Annotated in this window: 22 protein-coding genes; 8 read left to right on the top strand and 14 right to left on the bottom strand. The window is 31.2% G+C overall.

The annotated features are described in order from the left end of the window. Positions 1-274: 274 nt before the first annotated feature. From hmgA to VW161_RS02995, 4 genes are all read right to left on the bottom strand, one after another. Positions 275-1,477, bottom strand: coding sequence for a hydroxymethylglutaryl-CoA reductase (NADPH) (gene hmgA / locus VW161_RS03010; RefSeq protein ID WP_325192693.1), 1,203 nt, complete (start codon positions 1,475-1,477; stop codon positions 275-277). A 110-nt stretch (positions 1,478-1,587) separates the two neighbouring features. Continuing rightward, the gene (gene sucD / locus VW161_RS03005) at positions 1,588-2,454 is read right to left on the bottom strand and encodes a succinate--CoA ligase subunit alpha (RefSeq protein WP_304087978.1); all 867 of its coding nucleotides are present in this window, start codon (positions 2,452-2,454) and stop codon (positions 1,588-1,590) included. Between the two features lie 429 nt (positions 2,455-2,883). Then, complete coding sequence (locus tag VW161_RS03000) at positions 2,884-3,183, bottom strand: hypothetical protein (protein ID WP_325192692.1); 300 nt, start codon at positions 3,181-3,183, stop codon at positions 2,884-2,886. Positions 3,184-3,501: 318 nt separating this feature from the next. Then, complete coding sequence (locus tag VW161_RS02995) at positions 3,502-4,227, bottom strand: hypothetical protein (protein ID WP_304086035.1); 726 nt, start codon at positions 4,225-4,227, stop codon at positions 3,502-3,504. A 182-nt stretch (positions 4,228-4,409) separates the two neighbouring features. Between VW161_RS02995 and aroD the strand changes: the two genes are divergently transcribed. After that, complete coding sequence (gene aroD, locus VW161_RS02990; RefSeq protein WP_304105077.1) at positions 4,410-5,093, top strand: type I 3-dehydroquinate dehydratase; 684 nt, start codon at positions 4,410-4,412, stop codon at positions 5,091-5,093. A gap of 196 nt (positions 5,094-5,289) precedes the next feature. Here the strand turns inward: aroD and VW161_RS02985 are convergent, their stop codons facing one another. Then, complete coding sequence (locus VW161_RS02985) at positions 5,290-7,704, bottom strand: MSCRAMM family protein (RefSeq protein ID WP_325192691.1); 2,415 nt, start codon at positions 7,702-7,704, stop codon at positions 5,290-5,292. 345 nt (positions 7,705-8,049) lie between these two features. On the opposite strand from VW161_RS02985, the gene uvrB reads away from it, so the two are divergent. Continuing rightward, positions 8,050-10,011, top strand: coding sequence for an excinuclease ABC subunit UvrB (gene uvrB, locus VW161_RS02980; RefSeq protein WP_325192690.1), 1,962 nt, complete (start codon positions 8,050-8,052; stop codon positions 10,009-10,011). Positions 10,012-10,124: 113 nt separating this feature from the next. On the opposite strand, the gene VW161_RS02975 is transcribed toward uvrB, so the two are convergent. Both VW161_RS02975 and VW161_RS02970 read right to left on the bottom strand, forming a co-directional pair. Beyond that, complete coding sequence (locus VW161_RS02975) at positions 10,125-10,607, bottom strand: tetratricopeptide repeat protein (protein ID WP_304086045.1); 483 nt, start codon at positions 10,605-10,607, stop codon at positions 10,125-10,127. A gap of 184 nt (positions 10,608-10,791) precedes the next feature. Then, the gene (locus VW161_RS02970; protein WP_304086046.1) at positions 10,792-11,151 is read right to left on the bottom strand and encodes a hypothetical protein; all 360 of its coding nucleotides are present in this window, start codon (positions 11,149-11,151) and stop codon (positions 10,792-10,794) included. A 149-nt stretch (positions 11,152-11,300) separates the two neighbouring features. Between VW161_RS02970 and VW161_RS02965 the strand changes: the two genes are divergently transcribed. Continuing rightward, on the top strand, positions 11,301-11,552 hold the full coding sequence (locus VW161_RS02965; RefSeq protein WP_304086048.1) for an NADH-quinone oxidoreductase subunit I: 252 nt from the start codon (positions 11,301-11,303) through the stop codon (positions 11,550-11,552). A 206-nt stretch (positions 11,553-11,758) separates the two neighbouring features. Here VW161_RS02965 and VW161_RS02960 read toward each other — a convergent pair whose 3' ends face one another. Next, on the bottom strand, positions 11,759-12,790 hold the full coding sequence (locus VW161_RS02960; protein ID WP_325192689.1) for a hypothetical protein: 1,032 nt from the start codon (positions 12,788-12,790) through the stop codon (positions 11,759-11,761). Between the two features lie 345 nt (positions 12,791-13,135). On the opposite strand from VW161_RS02960, the gene VW161_RS02955 reads away from it, so the two are divergent. Next, on the top strand, positions 13,136-13,990 hold the full coding sequence (locus VW161_RS02955; protein WP_304094916.1) for an ion channel: 855 nt from the start codon (positions 13,136-13,138) through the stop codon (positions 13,988-13,990). A 40-nt stretch (positions 13,991-14,030) separates the two neighbouring features. Here VW161_RS02955 and VW161_RS02950 read toward each other — a convergent pair whose 3' ends face one another. Then, positions 14,031-15,086 carry a hypothetical protein gene (locus VW161_RS02950; protein ID WP_304086052.1) on the bottom strand — a complete coding sequence of 352 codons (1,056 nt, stop codon included), beginning with the start codon at positions 15,084-15,086 and terminating at the stop codon, positions 14,031-14,033. A gap of 225 nt (positions 15,087-15,311) precedes the next feature. Here VW161_RS02950 and uvrC point away from each other — a divergent pair, with 225 nt between their 5' ends. Next, positions 15,312-17,156, top strand: coding sequence for an excinuclease ABC subunit UvrC (gene uvrC / locus VW161_RS02945; RefSeq protein ID WP_325192688.1), 1,845 nt, complete (start codon positions 15,312-15,314; stop codon positions 17,154-17,156). Between the two features lie 81 nt (positions 17,157-17,237). Here uvrC and VW161_RS02940 read toward each other — a convergent pair whose 3' ends face one another. Next, positions 17,238-17,579, bottom strand: a complete 342-nt coding sequence (locus VW161_RS02940; RefSeq protein ID WP_304086056.1) for a hypothetical protein — start codon at positions 17,577-17,579, stop codon at positions 17,238-17,240. A gap of 54 nt (positions 17,580-17,633) precedes the next feature. After that, positions 17,634-18,128: an SseB family protein gene (locus VW161_RS02935; RefSeq protein ID WP_304086057.1), complete on the bottom strand. Its 495-nt coding sequence runs from the start codon at positions 18,126-18,128 to the stop codon at positions 17,634-17,636. 205 nt (positions 18,129-18,333) lie between these two features. On the opposite strand from VW161_RS02935, the gene VW161_RS02930 reads away from it, so the two are divergent. Then, the gene (locus VW161_RS02930) at positions 18,334-19,080 is read left to right on the top strand and encodes a 4-phosphopantoate--beta-alanine ligase (RefSeq protein WP_304086060.1); all 747 of its coding nucleotides are present in this window, start codon (positions 18,334-18,336) and stop codon (positions 19,078-19,080) included. Positions 19,081-19,227: 147 nt separating this feature from the next. Further along, the gene (locus tag VW161_RS02925) at positions 19,228-19,770 is read left to right on the top strand and encodes an AAA family ATPase (protein ID WP_304086062.1); all 543 of its coding nucleotides are present in this window, start codon (positions 19,228-19,230) and stop codon (positions 19,768-19,770) included. Positions 19,771-19,862: 92 nt separating this feature from the next. Here the strand turns inward: VW161_RS02925 and VW161_RS02920 are convergent, their stop codons facing one another. The 3 genes from VW161_RS02920 to VW161_RS02910 all read right to left on the bottom strand — a co-directional run bounded on the left by VW161_RS02920 (position 19,863) and on the right by VW161_RS02910 (position 22,394). Continuing rightward, positions 19,863-20,459 (bottom strand): thymidylate kinase, encoded by a 597-nt coding sequence (locus VW161_RS02920; RefSeq protein WP_304104837.1) that lies wholly within the window; start codon positions 20,457-20,459, stop codon positions 19,863-19,865. Positions 20,460-20,733: 274 nt separating this feature from the next. After that, positions 20,734-21,255, bottom strand: a complete 522-nt coding sequence (locus tag VW161_RS02915; protein ID WP_304102245.1) for a hypothetical protein — start codon at positions 21,253-21,255, stop codon at positions 20,734-20,736. Positions 21,256-21,512: 257 nt separating this feature from the next. Continuing rightward, a complete protein-coding gene (locus tag VW161_RS02910) occupies positions 21,513-22,394 on the bottom strand; it encodes a DUF1002 domain-containing protein (RefSeq protein WP_304086068.1) in 882 nt (293 codons plus the stop codon). A gap of 280 nt (positions 22,395-22,674) precedes the next feature. Between VW161_RS02910 and VW161_RS02905 the strand changes: the two genes are divergently transcribed. Further along, positions 22,675-23,247: a hypothetical protein gene (locus VW161_RS02905; protein WP_304086070.1), complete on the top strand. Its 573-nt coding sequence runs from the start codon at positions 22,675-22,677 to the stop codon at positions 23,245-23,247. Positions 23,248-23,250 lie beyond the last annotated feature (3 nt).

The raw sequence follows: 23,250 nt of genomic DNA, 5'->3' as shown, positions 1-23,250 counted from the left end.
TTAAATTAGCATGATCATTAGATTCATCTATGCTATCTAAAAGATCAAAATCATTGAACTCTATAGATTCATCATCAAACATAGGTTTACTGGATTCCAATTCTTTTTTGAATTCTTCAAATTCCTTTTTAAAATCAATATATTCATTGTCGGGCATAATAATCAATAGTTATAAAAATAGAAAAAATTTAATCCATATCAGCAATTACTGAGAAAATAATGAAAAAATAAAATAATAAGAATAATATAAAAGATTTAATAAAATTAAAAACAATTATCTTCCAAGCTCTTGGTGAGCTTTTGCCAAGTGTCCTGCAGATATTGCTGCAATTAAGGACAATTCACCTGCCATAACAGTTGAAATGACAATTTCAGCAAATTTGTTTACCTTACCTGATCCTGCACAATCGATTATCTGCAATCCTTCATTTGCAGTTTCAAGCCTTGTTCCACCACCAATGGTAGCGATAGGCAAATCAGGCATGTTTACAGAGAAGTATAAGTCTCCATCCCTATCCTCTGCAGTTGTAATTCCCAATGAACCTTCAACAACATGCGCTTCATCCTGACCGGTAGCTAAGAATATCGCCCCAATCATGTTTGCAAAGTGAGCATTGAAAGCCATGCTGCCTGCTGCTGCGGAACCTACCAAGTTTTTAGCAGTGTTTACCTCTTCTATTGCCTTTGCAGTTGTCTTAAGCTTTGCCCTTACAATAGCTTCAGGGATTAAAATGTCTGCAACAACAGTTTTTCCTCTTCCTTCCACTATATTGATTGCTGCAGGTTTCTTATCTACACATAAATTTCCGCTTAAAGCCAAAGCATGAACTCCTAAATCCTCATGCAATTTAGCCAAGACCTTTTCAGTGGCAATGGTTACCATGTTCATGCCCATGCTGTCTCCAGTTGAGTAAACAAAACGAGGATAAACATAATTTCCTACAATGATGATTGGATCTATCTTAACCAATTTTCCATGGCTTGTTGTGGATTCTGCGATTTCCTTAAGCTCATCAAACTTATCTTCAAACCATTTCTTGACATTTACAGCCTCAACGATTGAATCGGTTTTGATAGCAGGAGCTCTTGTCATCTTATCGCCGATTACCCTTGCATTAGCCCCTCCAGCCGCAGTGATGGCTGAACAGCCCCTATTTACTGAAGCCAATAATGCACCTTCAGATGTAGCAAGTGGCACAAAGAAAGCATCTTTGGCATATTCTCCATTGACTTTTAAGGGACCTGCAACTCCAATAGGTATTTGCACTGTTCCTATAGGGTTTTCAATATTCTTTGCAAAAGCAAGTTCCATATCCAATGTATAGTCTGCTATCTTTTCAAGCTGGCAATTGGAATGTCTTTCTATAAATTCCCTTCTAATGTCTAAAGCTTCTGTAGCATTTTCAGTAAACTTGTCAATTTGATAAAGCTTCATTTCACCAGCCAATAACTTTTCAATGATTTCTTCTTTATCCATATTATCACCGAGAAAAATAGTTTTCCTATAAAAATAGAGTTTCTGTAAATTTTAATTTTTTAGATTTGTGTAATTTTGATAATTTAGAAAATAAAAAAAAGATGGAGAGATTATTCTCCACGAACTTCTTTAATAAATTCCACTATTTCAGAAGGTTTTGTAGCTACTTTTACACCAGCAGCTGCCAAAGCTTCCATTTTGCTTTTTGCAGTACCTGAGTTACCAGCAATGATAGCTCCTGCGTGACCCATTCTTTTTCCAGGTGGTGCAGAAAGACCTGCAATATAAGCTACAACAGGTTTTGTAATATTGTCCTTGATGTATTCAGCAGCAGCTTCTTCAGCACCTCCACCGATTTCACCAATCAATACGATTTCTTTTGTATCAGGGTCGTTTTCGAACATATCCAATACTTCAATGTATGGAGTACCGATAACAGGGTCTCCTCCAATACCTACACAAGTACTTTGTCCAATTCCTGCACGGGTCAATTGGCTTGCAATTTCGTAAGTCAATGTACCACTTCTGGAAATAACTCCAACATCACCTTCAGAGAAGATATGTGTAGGCATGATACCAAGTTTTCCCACTTTAGGGGAAATTACACCAGGAGTGTTTGGTCCAATAACAGTGACGCCTTTTGCTTTTGCATAAGCCATGATTCCCATAGTGTCATGAATAGGAATGTGTTCAGTGATTATAATAACCAAATCCAAATGATCAATGGATTCAAATGCAGCATCCTTTGCAAATGGTGCTGGTACGAATATGATTGATGCATTTACATCTACATTCTCCTTAGCTTCTTCAATAGAATCAAAAACAGGAACTCCGCAAACCTCTTGACCGCCTTTGCCTGGAGTTACTCCTGCTACAATCTTTGTATTGTATTTAATCATCTGTTCAGTATGGAATTGGCCTTGTTTTCCAGTAATTCCTTGTACTAAACATTTTGTATTTTCATTCAATATTATCATATGAACCACAATCGAAATTTTAAATAATTATTTCAAATTAATTAATTAAATTAAGTTTAAATTTAGATAATAATCTTAAAAATTATTAATATTATTATATATAGTTCTTAAATATTAAATAGTTAATCATTTATTTATTAAAAATATATAAAATTTGAAAATTTTAAAGAAACAGAAATAAGAAATAGAATGCAAAATGTAAAAAAATAATCTAAAAATAGAAATAAGAAATAGAAATAGCATAAAAATAAGAGAAAAATAAAAAATTAAAATTTTATATTATTCCGAAAAATGGTAAAAATAAAATTTAATTTAAAGCATTTCTCCATTATAATTACCTAATTTTTCTTGGTCTTCGTCAAAACTAGAACCGAATAAATCTCCAGTTTTAGTATCGTATTGACGGAAATTGCCATCACTATAGTTTATTTAGTAATAATATCCGCTACCCTCTTGAGCATTGTATTCAGCTCCTCCACCAGTAACACCGCTACCAGAACTGCTTGAACTAAGTTGAGAACCTGAACCCTTGCTGCTAACTGCAGAAGAATTGGATGTTGAGTTTTGAACAAAGTTTAATATTCCACCCTTATCGTTGGATTGGGATTGATCTGCTACAGAAACATCAGTAGAATTATCATAAGCTCCAGACGGGGCAAATGTGATTGCTAATCCTACTAAAATCAAACCGATTAGAACACCAACCAAGATTTTACCAATATCATTCACTTTATCACCTCTCTTAAAGTTATACAGTTCAATATATTCAATATAACCTTAAAGTTTACTAAATTAAGTTATAAAGATTCAAAAAATAAGAATAATAAAAAAAATAAAAATAATAAAAAAAATAAGAATAATAAAAAAAATAAGAATAATAAAAAAATAAGTAAAAAATTAGAAAAATTAGGAGAAATAAAATGAAAAATATAGGATAAAAAATAAGAAAAAATTTTAATAAAGAATAATCTAATTTATGATTAATTAAACTACTGCTTTATTAAAAATAATTAAAATAATAGTATCTAAAATCAATTAAGATGATACTTAACCTAAAATTCTAGTTTTGTTTTCAAATGGTATAGATAAATCTATCATATTTCCATTCATTAATGCAGTTACAGATACCAAGACACTTCCTGGAAGCACATTGCATGCAGTATGCCTCTTTACGAGATAAGTGTTTTTATTACCTAAAGCTGCTCCAACCATAGCACTTGCAACAACAGCAATCTGTTCCAATTCATTTACTGAAACAACCACAACAGGATCATCAGTGTCATCAATGGATACATACCCTACTCCTGGAATATCAGTTCTTGTACCTATCTTATCGCTGACTCCGGTGACTGATTTCATTCCACTTGCTGCTTCTATAGCAGAATTAGCCACATCAGCTACAAAAGATTCCCCTCCATAGGTGTCAAATGCCATTATGATTGCATCCTGAAAAGGACCTTCTTCCAGATTTGCTTCTGCATAGGATATGCCTTCTCCAGCATTATCAGGATCTTCAGAGATTCCTGCCACATCACCTAAATCTTCTGCATTGTTTCTTAATATTTCTACAATTCCTGCATTAACTGTTTCCAATAACTCATCTTCAACAAATGCAGTGATTACAACATCATCTCCTGTAACATTTGTTAAAGCTGCCTTTCTTGCTCCCAATTCGAAGAGTTTAGGAATGTCCTTTTCAATGTTTTCAACTAATGAATCGGAAACGGAAACATCATTGCTTGAAATATCTGCACCAATAGCTACAACTTTCATAATATCATTAATATCTTTAGCTTTTATAGTTAATATCTTTAATTATTTATTAAACATTGATAATTGTATAAAACAGGCTTGAAATCAATTAAGTATTTAATTAAATAAGTTAAATATATTAGTAAATAAAAATTAAAATCAAAAAATGATAAAAATTATGTTTTTAAAATGGGGTAAACAGCGTGTACAGTGAAACTAAAATAGCTATTCCAATTTTCCAAAAGAACAAGGAAGACATCTTGAAAGTTGCTAACGATTGCATAATAAAAGGTGCAGACATTCTTGAACTTAGAATAGATGGCATGGAAAATCCTAATCCTAAGATTGTAAAGGAAATCCTAGAAGAAATCAATTTCCCAACAATAGCAACCAATAGGACTGCTAAGGAAGGAGGATCCTTTAGAGGCAGTGAAGATGACAGGATAGCTATACTTAGAGAATGTTGTGATGTGGCTGATTATGTTGATGTAGAGCTTCAAACTGATAGAGAGCTTATTGAATCAATTACAGAAACTGGAGTAACATCCATCATTTCTTACCATAACTTCAAACAAACTCCTGATTTGGACATATTAATGGACATTGTAATTCAGGAAAAACAACTTGGAGACATTGCAAAGATAGCAGTTATGCCTAATACATTAGAGGATACATTGACAATTTTACCATTATTATCTCACTTCGATAACGTTGTAGCTATTTCCATGGGAGAATTGGGAAGCTATACAAGGGTTATTGCATCTAAATTCAATGCACCATTTACTTTTGCTGTAGTAAATGACAATACAGCACCTGGACAAATAGACATTGATACAATGAAATCATTGATGAATAGTGATTTAATCAATACTGATGATTTAAAGTAAATAATCATCTATTTTATTTTTTTTTTTTGAAATTGATTGATTTTAAAGATAATCCTTAATATATAAAATTTATACTGTTTTAAAAATAGAGGGAATTGAATAAAAACTATAAAATACTTGTTTTTTAAAAAAAATAAAAAAAGAATTAAGAGAATAAAATCTCTTAATTGATAACTAATTTTATATAAATTTCCAATTACTTAACAACTTTCAAAGTTTTAGTAACTGTTTTAGCACTGTAATATTTAGTTTGTGCAGGAGTAAGAACGATTTTATGTTTTCCTACTTTCTGCTTGATTTTCAAGCTAGCGATTCCTTTCTTATTGGTTTTAATTGTGTAGGTTTTATACTTTCTGCCAGTATAAACTCTCAATTTAACTTTTACTCCAGAAAGAACCTTTTTAGACTTGGTACTAGTTACCTTTACTTTAAAGTAGCCATATCTTTTGACTTTTAAAGCTGTAGGAGCCATTTTAATTGGAAATTTGCTGACTTTGATTTGGCTAATTACCTCTTTAGCTGTGTAACCTTTGTCAGCAGAGTTAACTACAACTTTATAAGTGCCTGGCTTAAATGTTATTTTAAATTGGACCAAACCGTTTGCATTAGTGGTTCCAGTTAAATTATAGTATCTGTTTTTTGAGATGAATACTTTTATATTAACTGAAGCACCATACATTAATGCCTTATTTTTGGTATTGGTTAATTTAATTTTGAAAACTTTGCCAGATTTGTAATAAGTGCTTACTTTAGGAGCACTGAACTGACCAGTAGTCTTTTTAACGGTAACATATCTTGTAATACTGCTTGAATTGTAATAATTATCAAACACAGTCATGATAACCTTATGTTTTCCTACTGTCAAACCAGTGCTGAACCTTGCTACACCTTTAGAATCTGTTTTAACCAAAAAGTTGCTTACCTTTTTGGAACTTGTGTAAACCTGCAATAAAATGTATACATTAGGTAAAGTTTTTCCAGTTTTCTTATCTTTTGCAGTAACAATTACAGTAGTGCCAGAACCATATAATATAGTCCTATCACTTGCAGTTAAAACCGCTTGCTTTTTATTTATGACTAAACTGGAATTTGCAGAAGCAGAATAAATACTGGAATCATCAGTTGAAACAGTTAAAGGATAATTTCCACCACCTAAATTAACGGATATTCTTGCTGTTCCATTCTCATCGGTAATCATAGTGTAAGTATTGTATTGACCATCAATTTTTACTTTCAATTGAATTTTAACACTTTTCAATCCAATTCCGGTATTCTTGTTTACCACTTTTACAGTGAAATTCTTTGCATCTCCAGCAAGAGTTTCAAATGGATCAGGCAAAATGTTTACATAAACCTTATTTACAGTAATTTCATGGATATCATTCACCACTAAACCATTTCCACCAGCAAATGTAAGATTATAAGTTCCTTCTGCTAAAGGAACAGTTGACCAACTACTATTAATCATGGTTAAATCTGTGTTATTGATTCTAATATAACCATCTTCATCACTTAAATAAGTCTTTTGATTAGAGATAGTGATGTTGCCTATATGGCTATCCCACTTGACAGTAACATTTGTATTAGCTATAGGACCAGTTACAGTATCATTAAGTAAGAAAACGAACTGACCATCCTGATAATCTGCTGTTACATTTATAGGAACAATATTCGCTTCAATAATTCCATTTAATTTAATGGTCTTATTAGTTTCATTCAAAGTTTGATTCTTATAGATTACTGTTAAAACTGTATTGTTGAATTTTTCACTAGGGATAATGAAATTAATTGTATAATTACCATTTTCACCAGATAAGAAATCAGTAATGTCCAATGTTTCAGTTTTATTCTCTTCACCATTTTCATATTTAATTACTAATGCAATGTCACCTTCAGTGAAATTTAAAGTGGTTTCATTAGTAATATTCTTACCGTCATAGCTAATCACAGTAGTACGATTAACACTAATAGGAATGGACACATTATGAGTGTGATTATTTACATTTATAGTGTTATCAGAGATAATTGTATTCTTTACAATGAAACTAATTTCTTTTGTGGTTTCATTTAAAGTTCCATTTGCATAAATAATATTTAACTTAGCATCATTGAATGGAACATCCTTAACAAAACTAATTGTATAGTTACCTTCTTCTACAGAAAAATCAAAATCAGTGATTTCCACTGCTTCATAATCAGTTCCGTTATTATAAACCATTACTAAAGTAATGTTTTCTCTATAGAACTCTATTGCAGTGCCATCTTTGACTATAACTATAGGAATAGTTACATTTTTAGTATCAAAGTCTGCACTAACATCCCCATTGATGTAGGTTTTATTTCTTGATTCAATTGTAGTAGTGGAAACTGGAAGTGGATCAGTTGTTTCACCTGTTTCCGGATCATCAAGAGTTGGATCACCTCCCTCTGTCCCATCACCATCACCAGATAATATGTCATTACCCATATCATCAATTGCATCAATATCATTAATTTCTGTAGCTTGAGCAATGCTTGCATCATCGCTTGCAGCAGAAACTGCACTCATGCTCAATAACAAGAACAATGATATCAATGAAATCAAAAGGATATGTGATTTCTTAAATTTCATAAATTTTGTATCCTCCTTAAATATTTTCAGTCAAATACATAAATTCTTATAATATTGAATTAATTCATATATTTCAAATTTTTTCATATAAATTTCTTATATCATATAATTAAGTGATTTTAAATTTTGGGTTTTAGTCCATAATTTTCACTTATAATTAATACATTATTAATATTTTTATAATAATATATATCATTTTTGCTTTAATATATATATAAATTAAACTTAAGTCGCTTAATATTCCAAAATGAAAAATAGTTTTAAAAAATACATACTATTATAAGAAATAAAGCTAAAAGTATATTATGAAAATTACCTTTAAAACTTAAATTAATAGGTGCAAAAATGAAAGAATTCAAACTTAAATCTCCATATAAGCCACTTGGTGACCAGCCACAGGCCATTGAATCCCTTGTAAACGGCATTAAGAAGGGATATCATGAACAGACATTATTAGGTGTTACAGGTTCTGGAAAGACATATACAATGGCTAACATCATTGAAAAGGTGCAAAAGCCAACATTGATCATATCTCACAACAAGACATTGGCTGCACAATTATACGAAGAATTCAAGGTGTTTTTCCCAGACAATGCTGTAGAATACTTTGTCAGTTATTATGACTACTATCAACCTGAAGCTTATGTGCCAAGAACAGACACTTTCATTGACAAAGAGGCATCAATCAATGAAGAGATAGACATAATGAGGCATTCAGCTACACAATCACTTTTATCTAGAGATGATGTGATTGTTGTGAGCAGTGTAAGCTGCATCTATGGTATCGGTTCACCTGAAGATTATGGGGAGTTTGCATTTTCCATCGCTGTAGGAGATATCTACGACCGCAGTGACATTTTAAGAAAACTTATTTTCATGCAATATGAGAGAAATGACATTGCATTTGAAAGAGGTCAATTCAGGGTAAGGGGAGATGTTATTGAAATCAATCCGGTTCATGGTACACCTCCAATAAGAATTGAGCTTTTTGGTGATGAAATAGATGCCATTAGCTTGATAAACCCTGTAACAGGCAAAAAGGAAGAGCCTCTTCAAAGGTATATGATATTTCCAGCAAAGCACTTCGTAGTAGGTGCTGACAGAATGGATCAAGCTTTAAAGGACATCAATGATGAGCTTGAAAGCCGACTTAGAGAGTTGAATCTCAATGGAAAATATGTTGAAGCCCAAAGATTGGAGCAAAGAACCCGTTTTGATATAGAAATGCTTCAGGAAATGGGTTACTGCCCTGGAATTGAAAACTATTCCCTGCATTTATCAGGAAGGAATTGGGGAGATATGCCTTATTCATTGCTTAAGTACTTCCCAGATGATTACTTGACTATCATTGATGAATCCCACGTAACAGTTCCACAGATTAGGGGAATGTACAATGGTGACAGGTCAAGAAAGGAAACCCTTGTTCAATATGGATTCAGATTGCCTTCTGCAAAGGAAAACAGACCACTTAGATTTGATGAGTTTGAAGCCATTCAAAATCAGGTTCTTTATGTATCAGCTACTCCAGGACCTTATGAAATGTCAAGAAGCCAAAACATCGTAGAGCAAATTATTAGGCCAACAGGTCTTGTAGACCCTAAAATCACAATCAGGTCAGTTCAAGGCCAAGTTGAGGATTTGCTTAAGGAAGTTAGAAAGAAAGTGGCAAAAGACCAAAGGATTCTTGTTACAACACTTACCAAGAGAATGGCTGAAGACTTGACAGATTACTATGCCAGAATAGGAATCAAGGTAAGATATCTTCACTCAGAGATTGATACATTGGAGAGAGTGGAAATCATCGACGATTTAAGGCGTGGGGAGTTTGACGTTCTTGTAGGTGTAAACTTGCTCAGAGAAGGGCTTGACCTACCTGAAGTTGGACTTGTAGCTATTTTAGATGCAGATAAGGAAGGATTCCTAAGGTCCGAAACATCCCTTATACAAACAATAGGAAGAGCTGCAAGAAATGTTGATGGGGAAGTTCTCATGTATGTTGATGACATGACAGATTCAGTTAAGAATGCTGTTGACATCACTAACAAGAGAAGAAAGCTTCAAATGGCATACAATGAAAAGTATAACATCACTCCTCAGTCAACATACAGGACTCTTAAGGACAAGAAGATGTCAACCAAGAAGACTCCTTCAAGAGATGACCTTAAGGGCATGCCTAAGGATGAGCTTAAATTATTGATCAAGGACTTAGAGGCAGAAATGAAAGAGGCAGCTAATGATTTAGATTTCGAAAGAGCAGCTGTTTTAAGAGATCAAATTGTTGCCTTAAAGAGTATTAAAAAGTTCTAAAATAGTCTTCTAAATAGTCGATAATTTAATAAAAATAGTCTAAAAAAAGAGATTATAAAATTTAATCTAAAAATTTAAAAATAAAAAAAAGAGTTGTAGGAAGATCCTACGACTTATTTTTCTTCTTTTTCTTCTTTTTCTAACGCTTCTATGACAGTATGTCTAAATACTAGAACAGCATCGTCTTCTGGGTTTAATGCCAATGCATTATCCAAGCATTTCAAAGCATCTGCATTTTGGTTCAATTGACTTAAAACCATTCCTTTGTATTTCCAATAGACCGGATTGTGAGGGTCTGCATTCACTGCCTTATCAAAGCATGAATCCGCTTCATTGAAACGATTTACAGCAAACAATGTCATTCCCTTTAAGAACCAGGTTTTCTCATTTTCAAAGTCAAGTTCCAATGATCTGTCAAAACATTCAATAGCTTCATCTGTTTGACCTAAAAGACCTAAAGTACTTGCTTTCATATTCCAAGCTTCAGGACGTCTTTTATCTGCCTTTAATGCAGCTTGATAAGCATCTAATGCTTCTTCATACTTGTTTTCTTTTCTTAATTGATTTCCTTTTTCCATCAATTCATCGAATTCCATAGAATCACCAGGATAAGAATAATTTATAAAAATATTAAACTAAAATTTATTATTTTTACTTATTTTAAAATATGTTAACATGTGTTAATAAAATTTATCATAACGGCGTAATATTTTAAAAAAAATAGTAAAAAGGAGCAAGATAATTGAAAAAACTTAAAAAAAGAATATGAAAAGAAGTAATTTATTCCTTTGGAATTAAGATACGACCTCTTACAGGAGGTTCAGACATTGTAACAAACTTATAAACATCCTTATTGATTTGATGCTGATAATAAATTATGTCAATCATATCATCCGTTACTTCATTTACTTTAATGAACTTCCTAAGTCTTGGGTCTTCAAAAGGATTTTCGATTTCTATTTCATCTCCAGGACTGTAATTGTTTTCCAAGTGATTATCCAATATTTCTTGAGCGGAAATCATCTTATCCCTTATTTCCTCTCCTTTCAATTCACCTAATAGGAATTTCTGGTCTAAATCGAATGTTAAATATTCATATTGATCATTAAACTTTAAATTACTTCCTGTTTTCATAGTCATGTTATCACTCATTATTCAATTAAATATTTATTTCCAAAGTTTATATATTTTTAGAATTTTAAAAAAACTGATAATTTTTACATATGTATTATCATATTGGTTAAATATAAATCTATAAATAAATAGATTATAGATAAGGAGGATTAAAAATGAGAAAAGGTGGAAGATTGTTTGGAGGAAAATCATTATTTAGGTTCATTCCCAGAGCAGTGAATGTTGGAGAGCCTAGAGCGGATGGCAAAAAATGCATATTATGCAAAAAATGTGAAAAGGCATGTGCAACCCATGCAATTCATGTAGATAAGGAAAATAGAAAATGGTATATTTATCCTGGAAACTGCATTAAATGTTATCGTTGCATTAACAGATGCCCTAAAAATGCTATAAAGATGTTTCCATAAAAATAGTATAATATAATAAAAAATAACTAAAAATATAATAAAATAATTAATAAAAAAATAATAATATAATAAAATAATTAATAAAAAAATAATAAATAAAAATTTAGAATAAATTAATTAAAACATAAATTAATTTATTCATAAGCACTTACAGAACGAGTTGCCCTTTTAAATTCATCAAACAAATGGTCTATCTCATCATCAGATCATGTATCAACTTGAGAAATGTTTAGAACCAATTCTTCAGACAATTTATCTAAACCTTTAATGATTGAATTTAACAATAAAAGCTTGTTTTTAAGCTCGTCCTCTACTTTAGTACTGTATTCAGTACTCAATTCAAGAATATTATATCCTGCATTCAATTGGCTGTAGAATGTTTCATGAGAATCATCAACAACTCTCTTGAATCTGGAATAAGTCAATTGAGGCGGAGCAAATCTCTTTTCAATTAACTCCAAAGTGCTTTTTTCCTTTTTAGGATATAATTCCTCTAACTCTTTAAACTGCTTTTTGTAAAATTGGAATGCTGGAACAACCCCATCTTCCATTTTAACTTCTGCAGATTTATCTTTTTGTTTTGCTTCTTTAGTTTCTTTTGTTTCAGATTTAACTTTAAATTCAGCTTCTTTAGTGGATATTTGTTCCCTATAATTATATAATGGCTCAGGTTCAGTGGCAACCATTATGGATCTGATTATGGATACGAAGTAGAAAAGAACTGCAGCTTCAAATGCAACAAATCTGACCTGTGAAAAGCCTATGCCTAAAATTCCAATTATCCAAGGAATCTCATAGAGAATTCCCTCTAGATACCAGGTTTTATTTGGTGCAGTTTTACCTTTATAGATCAAACCAAGACCATTGAATAATGGAATGAATGAAATTAAGACCCATAAGGAATTGATGATACCATCAATCTTTTCATCCAAGCTTGTTTCAATAACATTGGATTGATCCAAGTCCTTTTGAAGGGTATAATCTACCATAAAGCTTCTGACAATTGAAACCATTGATGCTAAAGTACCAAATATGAACATTGGAGTTGATACAGTAAGATTTGGCAAAGTCAACAATCCCAAAATAAGAGGCAATTCATAAATTATTCCCTCTGCAAACCATTGAGCATTTGCATATTTGTTTCCAATATAAACAAATCCTAAACCATTAAAGAATGGAATAAAGGATATCAATACCCATAAAGAGCTTGTAATCTTTTGAAAAATAGTACGTGTCATAACCTCCACCTACAAAATTCTTTCAAAATTGCTTTTTTAATTAAATATTTAATTAAATTTCAGTTTCTATTAGTTTCTAATGTATTTGTTAGGACATTCCCATATCCTAAAGTTACTATAATATTTTTAGTATATAATGTTTTGTATTTATTTTTCAAAAATGTATACTTTTTTTGAAATTTATAAAAAAATTAGGAAAAATTATGATTTTGAATTTATGATTTTAGATATATTTTGAATATTTTTGAAAATTTAAATAGATTTATAATGAATAAAACAATAATTTTAATTAGGAATTAGAATTTTTTAAATTCTTTGCTAAATAAAAATTATCAGAGGCAAAACATGAGCTTTTATCAAAACAGCAAGTTTAATTACTTTTTATCAATATTTATTATAATAGATTTAATCCTGATAACACTAACATTGATTTCAGATGTAGGGGCAAACCTATATTACAGCATAATTGTCTTTGATACAATTTTATGCATAATTCTATTTATTGACTTCTTAACTAGATATTTTGATAGCGATGACAAGAAGCATTTCTTAATCAAAAACTGGACAGAACTGATAGCTGCAATTCCATTTGATTTGATCATGCTGCCATTTGTCTTAAATAACTCTCTTTTAAGAGTCTTCAAGGTTTTGAAATTCATTAAGGTAATCGCTCTCTTTTCACAGTTTTTTGAAACAATTGACTTTTTCTTGAAAAAGACCCATTTGGATGAAATATTCGGCATTACCCTGCTTGTTGTACTTGCTTCAACACTTGGATTATATCTATTTGATCCAAGCATAAACAGCTTATTTGACAGCTTATGGTTTGTACTTTCAACAATTACAACCGTCGGTTATGGTGACATATTGCCTCAATCAGGTGCTGGAAAGATAATTGGACTCATAACATTGATTGTTGGAGTGTTGATATTCAGTACAGTTACAGGAGCTATCGTATCATATTTTGCAAGAAGAATATTGATGAATGAAGACTTCAACATTACAGAAAATGACGATAACATTGAACTTTTAAAAGAGACTTTAAGTTCAAACAAGAAAAATCTCAATGAAGTTCATAGCAAAGTCTATAAAATAGACAATGATCTTGAATCACTTAAAAAAGAGATAATTGAATTGAAAGGAATTAATAAAGAATTAAAAGAAGAGATTGAAACTTTAAATGAAAGCTTAAAGAATTAAAAAAACAAAAAACTATTTTTTAAAAGGAAAAAAGGATTATTTACTTATAATCCTTTACTGAATTTATCAGATTATCCATATTTGCAAAGAGTTCCTTTAGGTCCTCTTCTGATTTTTCATTGTCACTATCATGGATTATAAGCTCTTCTATAAGATTATTCATCTCATCATTGATTGATTCCATGATGCTGATTTTATCCTTAACGGTTTCATCCAATCTTTCACTGCATTCTGGAGCCATTTCAATAATGCTTGTAGCAGAATTGAATTGGTGATAAAATAACTTATGACAATTATCTATAACTGACATAAACCGATTATGGGCTAATTCTCCAGTTTCAAATCGTTTATTGATTAAGTCAGTAATATTCTCTTCTTTTTTATCAAAGGCTTGTTTTTGATTATCAATTTGAGCCTTATATGGCTTAAATTCAGGAATAATATCAACAACAGCATTTTCAACTGGCTTTGGACTGATATCTGGAGCAGGTGTGCTGACTACAGGTTGAGGTGATGGGCTAAATGAGAGATTATCCATTCTTTTTTCCTCAAAGTAAATCATTATTGTTCTTGCAATTGACAATATCCATCCTATCACAGCTATTGCAATGAAGAAATTTATAATTCCATCATTTATACTATATGTAACGAAATATAGAATCCAAAGGAATTCAAATAAGGCACCTTCTAAAACCCATCTTTGAACATTTCTTCTATACCCTACAATGATTAACCCTACACCGTTCAAGAACATGATTAGAGAAAACACTACCCAAAATGAGCTTGATATTTTCCTCATTGGTCTAAAACTACTGTCAATTTCTTTTTTATAGGTGAAAGAGACATATACTGTTCTTAAAAGGCATATGAACATGAATAATATTCCAAAACCTGCAAATGTAGTGGCAAGGTCATCGTTATAGGCAAATAAAAATTGTAAAAACCAAGGAAATTCATAGACTAAAGCTTCAATAATCCATTTAAAATTGGATTCTTTTGACCCCATATAAACAAAAGTCATTCCATTAATAAATGGAAACAATGAAAGCAGTATCAAAAAAGTTTTTTCTAAAGTGCTAAAAGCAGATTTTTCCATATGATTCCCCCTTAAAATAAATCATATAAGTATATGTTTTCAATTTATATAAAATTTTTCAAATAATAATTTGAATTATTTTATATTATGGCAAAGATTTATAAAAAATAAAAATTATTATAAGTTAAGAATAATTAAAAATATTATTATAAAACAATTAGCATATTATAACAGAATCAAGACTAAATAAAAATCAAATCAATAAACAATTATCAAGGTATTAAAATGTCAACAAAAGTTAACTCACCAGATGAACTTCCTAGAAAGCCTGGAATTTACATAATGAAGGACAAGAATGAGGAAATCATCTATGTGGGAAAGTCAAAATCTCTTAGAAGCAGAGTGAGATCCTATTTTCAAAAAAACCTTGATAGGCCTAAGACCCAAGTCTTGATGAGCCATTTCAACAGCCTCGAATACATTGTAACAAATACTGAAAAAGAGGCACTTATTTTAGAAGCTAATCTAATCAAAAAGCATAGGCCTAGATATAACATCAGCTTAAAGGATGATAAAAGGTACCCCTATGTAAAAATAACAGATGAGGATTTTCCAAAAATAGTCATTACAAGGGATATAGGCAAAAAAGGTTCATATTATGGTCCTTTTACAGATGTTACTGCAGTTCGCCAAACTGTCAAGTTCCTTAAGCAGCTCTTTAGAATAAGAACCTGCAAAAGAATGGACGGCCCTTGCTTGAACAGTCAGATTGACTTATGTTACGCTCCGTGTAACGGAAGCATTTCAAAAGAGGAATATCATGAGCATATCAAGAAGATAGACCTTTTCTTCCAAGGAAAGTACAATAAGATAATCAAGGACCTTGAATCAGAAATGAAAGAAGCTGCTAAAAATCAGGAGTTTGAAAAAGCAGCTGTCATTAGAGACCAAATCAGTTCCATTGAGGAAGTGATGAACAAGCAATTCGTTGAATTGAACAACGAGCTTGACCAAGACATCATTGCAATCTCATACACCACTCAAAATGCAGTTGTGGTGGTGATGAACATCAGAAACGGAAAGATCATTGGAAAGGACGATTTCCTTATGGACGGTTCACAGCACACAACCTCTGATGAAGTCATTTCAGCATTCATCAAGCAATTCTATGGAATAAACAGGCACATTCCTAAAGAAATTTTAATCGAAGAGGATATACATGATGACAAGCTTATTGAAGAATGGCTAAGCGACTTAAGGGGTAACAAGGTGTCTATAAAAGTCCCTCAGAAAGGAAATAAACTAAGATTAGTTAGAATGGCAAGTAAAAATGCAGATATCATAAAGAATCAAAAGCAAAAGATGGAAAACTCAATGATTGAGCTTAAGAAGTATCTCAAGCTTGAAAAGCTTCCAAGAGTGATTGAAGGTTACGACATCTCTAACATTTCAGGAAAATTGGCAGTTGGTTCCAAGGTTTCATTTTTAGATGGAAAGCCAAATAAGAAGCAATATAAGAAATTCAAGATGAACACTCCAGGACCTAACGATTTTGCCATGATGAAGGAACTTCTTGAGAGAAGATTGATGCCTCTTAAGGAACATTATGACAAGATTAGAATCAATGAGGAACACCTGAAAAAGAACGAAGCGGAAACTGAAAGAATCGTTCCATTAAAATTAGGAGAAGAGCCAAATCTTATCGTTATTGATGGTGGAAAAGGACAATTAGGCATGGCTGTTGATGTTTTGAAAGAATACAAACTTACACATATACCTATAATCGGTCTTGCGAAGGAATTTGAAGAAATTTATATTCCAAACAGCAGTTTCCCAATAAGAATCCCTCAAGACAATGAAGCATTGCATTTGCTTCAGCAAGTTAGGGACGAATCCCACAGATTCGCTGTTACATACCATAGGAAATTAAGGTCCAAAAAGATTGAGGAATCTCCATTGGATAATATTGTTGGTATAGGTAAAAAAAGAAAAATAGAGATTTTAAGACATTTTGGAGATTTAGAATCCATTAAAAATGCAAGCATCGATGAGATAAAAGAAGTTAATGGAATGAATGAAAAAGCAGCAAACAATGTTTATGAATATTTCCATAAGGAAACAAATGACTAAATTATCTTGAGATATAATCAAAGAATAGCTTTGCCAAGTTCTTATTAGTGAACATGACCTTATAAGAGACGCTATCACAGATTATATCCACTTTTTTCCGTCGATTCTGCAATCCATGATATCGTCTACGTCTATTTTCATATTCTCTTTTTCTTTGAAAAATATCTCTTTTTTAGTTAAAAAAGCATTAGTGCGAATTCTTTTTGATTCATCGTTTATTTGAAGCAGACATTTAAGGTCAAGGTTTAAGAACCAATCTGAATTCAAGAACCCATTTACAAGCTCTGGAGTGGTATGGAACTTATTGATTCCTTTCTTTTCCATAAACATGTTCAATAGGAACCTGTCTATATTGTTCTCCTTAATGATTATTTCAGCATCATTATGGGCTTTTAAGACTTCTTCAGATGGGTTCTTAACCATTAGATCATTATTTTTCTTCTAAATCTGCTAAACAACATGTCTTTATTATTTTATTTAATGATTATGAGTTGGGTCATCACAATCAGGGTCATCACATTCTTCAAAATCATAAAGCTCGAAAATAGCTTCCAATGGAAGTTCTACAGCATTTTCATGGAATGGATTGATTACAACACCATCAAAATCATCCTCTTCGGTTTCAGCGAGTAGCATTGCAAGGTCTTCAGCAGAAATGACTAATCCGAAAACGTCAAAATCCTCTTCTGCAGCTAATTTTTCAAGCTCATCATCATCAGTGTAAATTGGGAAGAGAACATTTCCATCCTCATCTTCAAGTTTCATGATTTCAAGGTCAATCTCTTCATCTAAAGCTATTTCCTCATCTGTTTTTCCTTCAAGAGCTTCAACATCTGAATTCAATTCAGCTGGAATGATGAAAGTAGCTTCCATAAATGCATCTACAAAAGCTTCCAATTGATCTTCATTCATTTCTTCAGGTCTGGTTTTCATGATTTCTTTAAGTTCCGGATTTTCAACTCTTTCATCCATAGTAATTCTCCATAAATTTGTTAAAAATTCTTAAAAATTTTAATTAAATAGCAAATTAATCAAATAATTAACAATTAATTATAGTTTATTGCTTATCATATAAATAAATACAATTAATTTTTCTAATTATTATTACATTCATAATCAATTGACTAAAATCCCTTTAACTATACTTTTATTAATCAATTTAACCATATTAATATATATGATACCTAAAACTCATCCACGTTACAAATCATTATTATTAAGAGATAAAGTAAAGAATGCCTTTAAGGAAGGATATTTGGCAGATTCTGGAATGATTGCCCATGGAAGAGGGGAAACATTCGATTACTTGATAGGAGAGAAAACTACAGAAACCGCTGAAAAGGCATGTGAAGCAGCTGTTGCAACCATATTGCTTGCTGAAAATCCTGTATTGTCAGTGAATGGAAATACAACTGCATTAGCTATTGATGAAATCATAGAGCTTGCAAAGGCAACAGATTCTAAAATTGAAATCAACCTGTTCTATAGAACTCCAGAAAGAGTTGAAATAATTACAAGAATGTTTAAGGAAAGAGGATGGGAAGACATTCTCGGCACAAATGATGATGAACTCTTGTATATAGACAACCTAAACAGCCCAAGAGCTACTGCAAGCAAAGAAGGAAGTTATATCGCAGATGTTATGATTGTTCCTCTTGAGGATGGAGATAGAGCAGAGGTATTGGTTCAAAACGGCAAGAAAATCATTTGCATAGACTTGAATCCTCTCTCAAGAACCGCCAAAATGTCAACCATAAGCATTGTAGACAATATTGTAAGGGCAGTTCCATTGATGACTCAAATAGCAAATGAATTTAAGGAATCCGGAAAGGCAGATGACAAGGAATTTTTAGAGAATATTGTTAATAATTTCTCCAATGAACAAAATCTTAAAGATTCTTTAGCATCCATTAAATTGAAATAATAAGAATTATTCTTTTAGATTAATTTATTTTTTATTACAAATTTAAGATAAACTTAATAACAATTAAAAATATAAATATACTTTTTAATAAGTAATATTTTTACAAAATAACGAATATATAAAAATAATATTTTAAATGGGATTATAATGAAAGTAATAGGCGTAACTGGTTTACAAGGTTCTGGAAAAAGTATTTTTTTCGACACTGCAATGGAAAAAGGTGCACTTGTAGTTAGTATGGGTGACATAATTAGAGAAAAGGCTGCAGAAAGAGGGGAAGATACAGGTACAACTGCTAAAACTTTAAGAGAAGAATTTGGACAATACATTGTGGCTGAATTAACTGTACAAAAAATAAAAGATCTTTTTGAAAAGGATAACATTATTAAAACCGTTTTGATTGATGGAATAAGAAGCCCATATGAAATTGAACTTTTTAAAGAAAACTTTGATAATTTCATATCAGTTTCAATTTATGCAAGTCCTCAAACCAGATTCAAAAGAATTTCTTTAAGAGGAAGAGAAGACGACACAACTAATTTTGATGAGTTTATGATAAGGGAAAACAGAGAATTAGGTTTCGGTATTGGTGATGTTGTATCAACTACCGATTATTTAATCGAAAATGAATGCTCTCTTGAAGAATTCAAAGAAAAAGTTGCTGAATTTATAGAAAAAGAAATGGATTAAATCCATTTTTATTTACTTTTCTTATTTTTTTATTTGCTATTTTTATAACTATTTTTACTATTTTAACTTATTTTTAAAAAAAAAGTATATAACTATTCTAATTTTTTAGGCTCATTTAATAACTTTGAGTCCAATTCATCTAGAATAATCTCTATTTTTGCAAATATTTCCTCTGGTGAATCATCTGCTGGAATTACATGCCAATTGTATAAAACAGGTTCGGCCTTTTGCCTTACCTTGACAAATGCCTCATAATTTTCAAACATCTCTTCCTTTTCATTTCTCTTCTGTACACGTTCCACGAGCTTTTCAGGAGAAACATCCAAATAGAAGAAATATTCAGAAACAGGAAGTGCAAAGCAAACGAGCTTGTACACAGGTAGGAAAATGGCTTTGTTCAAGTATGATACAGCTAATGTATACCTGACAAAAATAACTGTATCTGCCTTTCCATAATACTTGATGACAGACCTTATTGCATCTGCTCCATAACATAATGTGGCTATTATCTTATTGAGTTTACCTCCTCTTTCCAAAGCAGCTTTTGAATTTCTTCCAAAGATGTTGTCTGATGTTGGATGTGAACGAATGATGACTGTTCCTTCATTTTCATATTTCTCCCCAATAAGTCTAGCTTGCGTATCTTTACCAGAACCATCAAGCCCATCTATAGCAATAAACCTCTTCATTGAAACATCTCACAGACAATTAAAATAAATGAATATATGATTAATTAAAATATAGTTTATGATAATAATTATTAAAATTATCAATAATTATTTTAATTTAATTAATCATATTTTTAATCCTATTTTTTCTTGAAAATTAGAATTATATAACCCAATTAAGTAATATATTGATTATACATTATAAAGTTTTATAAAATTATTGAAATAGTGAAAAAATAGAAAAAACAGAGATATATAAAAAATAAGAAAAATGAAAAAAATAAAAATCTAACTATTATATAATAACATCACTGAAATATGAATCATCAGTAGCTCCAAGGAAAACAAGATCACCATTTTCCTCATAAACGAACATGCAGATAGGTTCTTCCACTGCCATTAAAGATGAACTGCTTGAAGTGCTTTGTTGAACCAAATAACCATCATGGCCATTAATGGTTTTCTTTTCATAGTCCATATCATCTAAAACATATTCAATTATCTCATCAGTTACATTATACTCATCATAATCTCCCACTAAGATATAAATAGCTTTTTGTTTTGAATCATCTTCAAAACCAGCAGAAGACATGTAGTAGTCAATACCAGAAGTGTTGCTTTTCTCATTGACCATTTTGTATTCTTCATTTTCATCAAATCCAGCAGGAATGCTGAAGTCAATTCCTCCAACAGTTATCTCTTGAGGTTCACTGTCGCCGCCACTTAAGAAACCTAAGTCAAAAGCAGATACAGAACCTGCTAAAACAACAGTTAAAATTGCCAAAATAGCTATAATTGCAATCCTATTAAATTTCATTGTATTTCCTCCTTAATTTAAATAACTAATAAACCATGGATTTATCAGATCATTAAATTAATTAATTTTAGATATGTAACATTATTAATAAATAATTTTTGATATTTTTTTAATAGCTAAAAAAGCTAAAAATAGAGCAGAATAGAGAAAATAGAGAAAAACAAGTTATAAAGAAAAGAAAAATAAGATCTTGAAGATTAAAAAAAGAAAAAAGATTAAAAAAATAATTTAAGTAATAATCAGATTACTTAATTATTTTAAAGATTTATATTGAAAATGCTTAATATGCTATTGAACAAACCATCTAAGGAAAATCCATCCATTATAAATCCATTGCCAGAAGATGAACTGTCCATATAATCGCTGATTTGCTCTTTGTAGGCATTTGCATCATCCTGCACAGATTGCACTTGTTCAATTGTTTGAGCAAGGTTTTCAATATCACTGTCAGATATGTTGATATTGTAGGTTGTACTGTAATCATTGATAATGTTTACAATGGTTGCATGATCAGTGATGTTTTCCTCACTAACCTTTTCCTTTACATCATCCACTAGTTTGGATAAGTCATCTGCACTGACATTTGAATTGTTCATGATGTCTGCTTGAGTAGCAATCTCTTGGTTTGCTGCCTCCTTAACATTATCTGGGATCTCTACATCAGTAGCTTCCTCATAACAATCCATAATACCTGCAAGAGCGGATTCACCAGTAGCACTCACTGGACTTGTCACATAGACATGTCCCCCTTGAATACCTGCAGACTTAAGTGCTGACATGTACATTTCAGGAGTGATTGTAGTGATTGAACTGTCCACATCTACAGTAATTTCCCCATTTTGGTTCAAGTCAAGAAGAGCAGAGGAAAAGATTTGGTTTGAATTGTAATATTTTCCTGAGAAACCACCGGAAATCTTGTTTACATCTCCAGCAGTGATTACTTTTGATTCTATGCTGTTTATATCTACATTAGTTTTGCTTGCAAAATAATCGTCAACCATAGATTTGTATTGTTGATTCATATATGCAGTTTCACCATAGGTTATTACAACTTGATTAGAACTGTCTGCAAATCCAGTTGGAATAACCGCGAATGCCATAAATATAGCAAGGCATATGGCTAGAATTCTTTTATTCATTTTATCACCTCTTATAAATTCATAATCTTATTTTGTTAAACTAGTATATAAATGTAATCTATTTTTTACATAATCGAAAGTTTTATAAGGAAACTGGCTGTTTTTTGTAAAAAAATTAGAATTTATGTAAAGTCTTTAGTGCATGAATTCATATGAAATAATGATTTAAAAATGTTCTTTTAAAGAAATGAATTATTTGATAAACCATTTTTCTAATCAATAACTTTTTAAGAAAAAGACACATAAATATTATCTAATCAAGAGAAAAAAATGTGAAAAAATGAAATGTTCTATAAGAAAAAAGGATTATTTGAAAATATATAATATGACCAATAATGCATCTCCATTAGGCAAGTTCAATTGTGGAGAGCTATGCAATTCCATCTGCTGCACTGTTGAAAATGGTGAAAGAAATGATGAATTGGCAGAAATGGTATTGTATTTGCTTCCTGGAGAAGAGGAAATGCTTGAAAACGAATCAGATTGGTTTGAGATGTTTTATGAAACAACTGATGAGATCGAATATCCAGACTCTTGGGATGGGGAAGTCTATTATATAAAATGCACCAATCCACCACACTGCAATAGAAGATTAAGGCCCATTCAATGTAGGTCTTTTCCTCTTAGCCCACATTTTGATAAGGAAAACAAGTTGCATTTGATTTATGATGTTGATGACATGACTTATCAATGTCCAATCATAGCTGAAAAAATGGATTTGGATGAGGATTTCCTAAAAAAGATATACAAGATGTGGGAAAGGTTAACCGAAGATAAATTGATCTTTGACCTTGTTAAAATGGATTCTCTAAAAAGAGAAAAGAATAAAATAGATTATAAGATTGTTTATTAGAAA

The organism is Methanobrevibacter ruminantium (assembly GCF_016294135.1).
GTDB classification, from domain to species: Archaea; Methanobacteriota; Methanobacteria; order Methanobacteriales; family Methanobacteriaceae; genus Methanobrevibacter; species Methanobrevibacter ruminantium_A.
Note: the sequence above shows the minus strand (reverse complement) of the source record. Positions and strands in the feature narration are given on the sequence as shown.

Excerpts from the sequence above, each read along its gene's own strand:
- hmgA (WP_325192693.1), bottom strand. The coding sequence starts at position 1,477 with ATGGATAAAGAAGAAATCATTGAAAAGTTATTGGCTGGTGAAATGAAG.
- sucD (WP_304087978.1), bottom strand. The coding sequence starts at position 2,454 with ATGATAATATTGAATGAAAATACAAAATGTTTAGTACAAGGAATTACT.
- VW161_RS02995 (WP_304086035.1), bottom strand. The coding sequence starts at position 4,227 with ATGAAAGTTGTAGCTATTGGTGCAGATATTTCAAGCAATGATGTTTCC.
- VW161_RS02985 (WP_325192691.1), bottom strand. The coding sequence starts at position 7,704 with ATGAAATTTAAGAAATCACATATCCTTTTGATTTCATTGATATCATTG.
- uvrB (WP_325192690.1), top strand. The coding sequence starts at position 8,050 with ATGAAAGAATTCAAACTTAAATCTCCATATAAGCCACTTGGTGACCAG.
- VW161_RS02975 (WP_304086045.1), bottom strand. The coding sequence starts at position 10,607 with ATGGAATTCGATGAATTGATGGAAAAAGGAAATCAATTAAGAAAAGAA.
- VW161_RS02970 (WP_304086046.1), bottom strand. The coding sequence starts at position 11,151 with ATGACTATGAAAACAGGAAGTAATTTAAAGTTTAATGATCAATATGAA.
- VW161_RS02965 (WP_304086048.1), top strand. The coding sequence starts at position 11,301 with ATGAGAAAAGGTGGAAGATTGTTTGGAGGAAAATCATTATTTAGGTTC.
- VW161_RS02960 (WP_325192689.1), bottom strand. The coding sequence starts at position 12,790 with ATGACACGTACTATTTTTCAAAAGATTACAAGCTCTTTATGGGTATTG.
- VW161_RS02955 (WP_304094916.1), top strand. The coding sequence starts at position 13,136 with ATGAGCTTTTATCAAAACAGCAAGTTTAATTACTTTTTATCAATATTT.
- VW161_RS02950 (WP_304086052.1), bottom strand. The coding sequence starts at position 15,086 with ATGGAAAAATCTGCTTTTAGCACTTTAGAAAAAACTTTTTTGATACTG.
- uvrC (WP_325192688.1), top strand. The coding sequence starts at position 15,312 with ATGTCAACAAAAGTTAACTCACCAGATGAACTTCCTAGAAAGCCTGGA.
- VW161_RS02940 (WP_304086056.1), bottom strand. The coding sequence starts at position 17,579 with ATGGTTAAGAACCCATCTGAAGAAGTCTTAAAAGCCCATAATGATGCT.
- VW161_RS02935 (WP_304086057.1), bottom strand. The coding sequence starts at position 18,128 with ATGGATGAAAGAGTTGAAAATCCGGAACTTAAAGAAATCATGAAAACC.
- VW161_RS02930 (WP_304086060.1), top strand. The coding sequence starts at position 18,334 with ATGATACCTAAAACTCATCCACGTTACAAATCATTATTATTAAGAGAT.
- VW161_RS02925 (WP_304086062.1), top strand. The coding sequence starts at position 19,228 with ATGAAAGTAATAGGCGTAACTGGTTTACAAGGTTCTGGAAAAAGTATT.
- VW161_RS02920 (WP_304104837.1), bottom strand. The coding sequence starts at position 20,459 with ATGAAGAGGTTTATTGCTATAGATGGGCTTGATGGTTCTGGTAAAGAT.
- VW161_RS02915 (WP_304102245.1), bottom strand. The coding sequence starts at position 21,255 with ATGAAATTTAATAGGATTGCAATTATAGCTATTTTGGCAATTTTAACT.
- VW161_RS02910 (WP_304086068.1), bottom strand. The coding sequence starts at position 22,394 with ATGAATAAAAGAATTCTAGCCATATGCCTTGCTATATTTATGGCATTC.
- VW161_RS02905 (WP_304086070.1), top strand. The coding sequence starts at position 22,675 with ATGAAATGTTCTATAAGAAAAAAGGATTATTTGAAAATATATAATATG.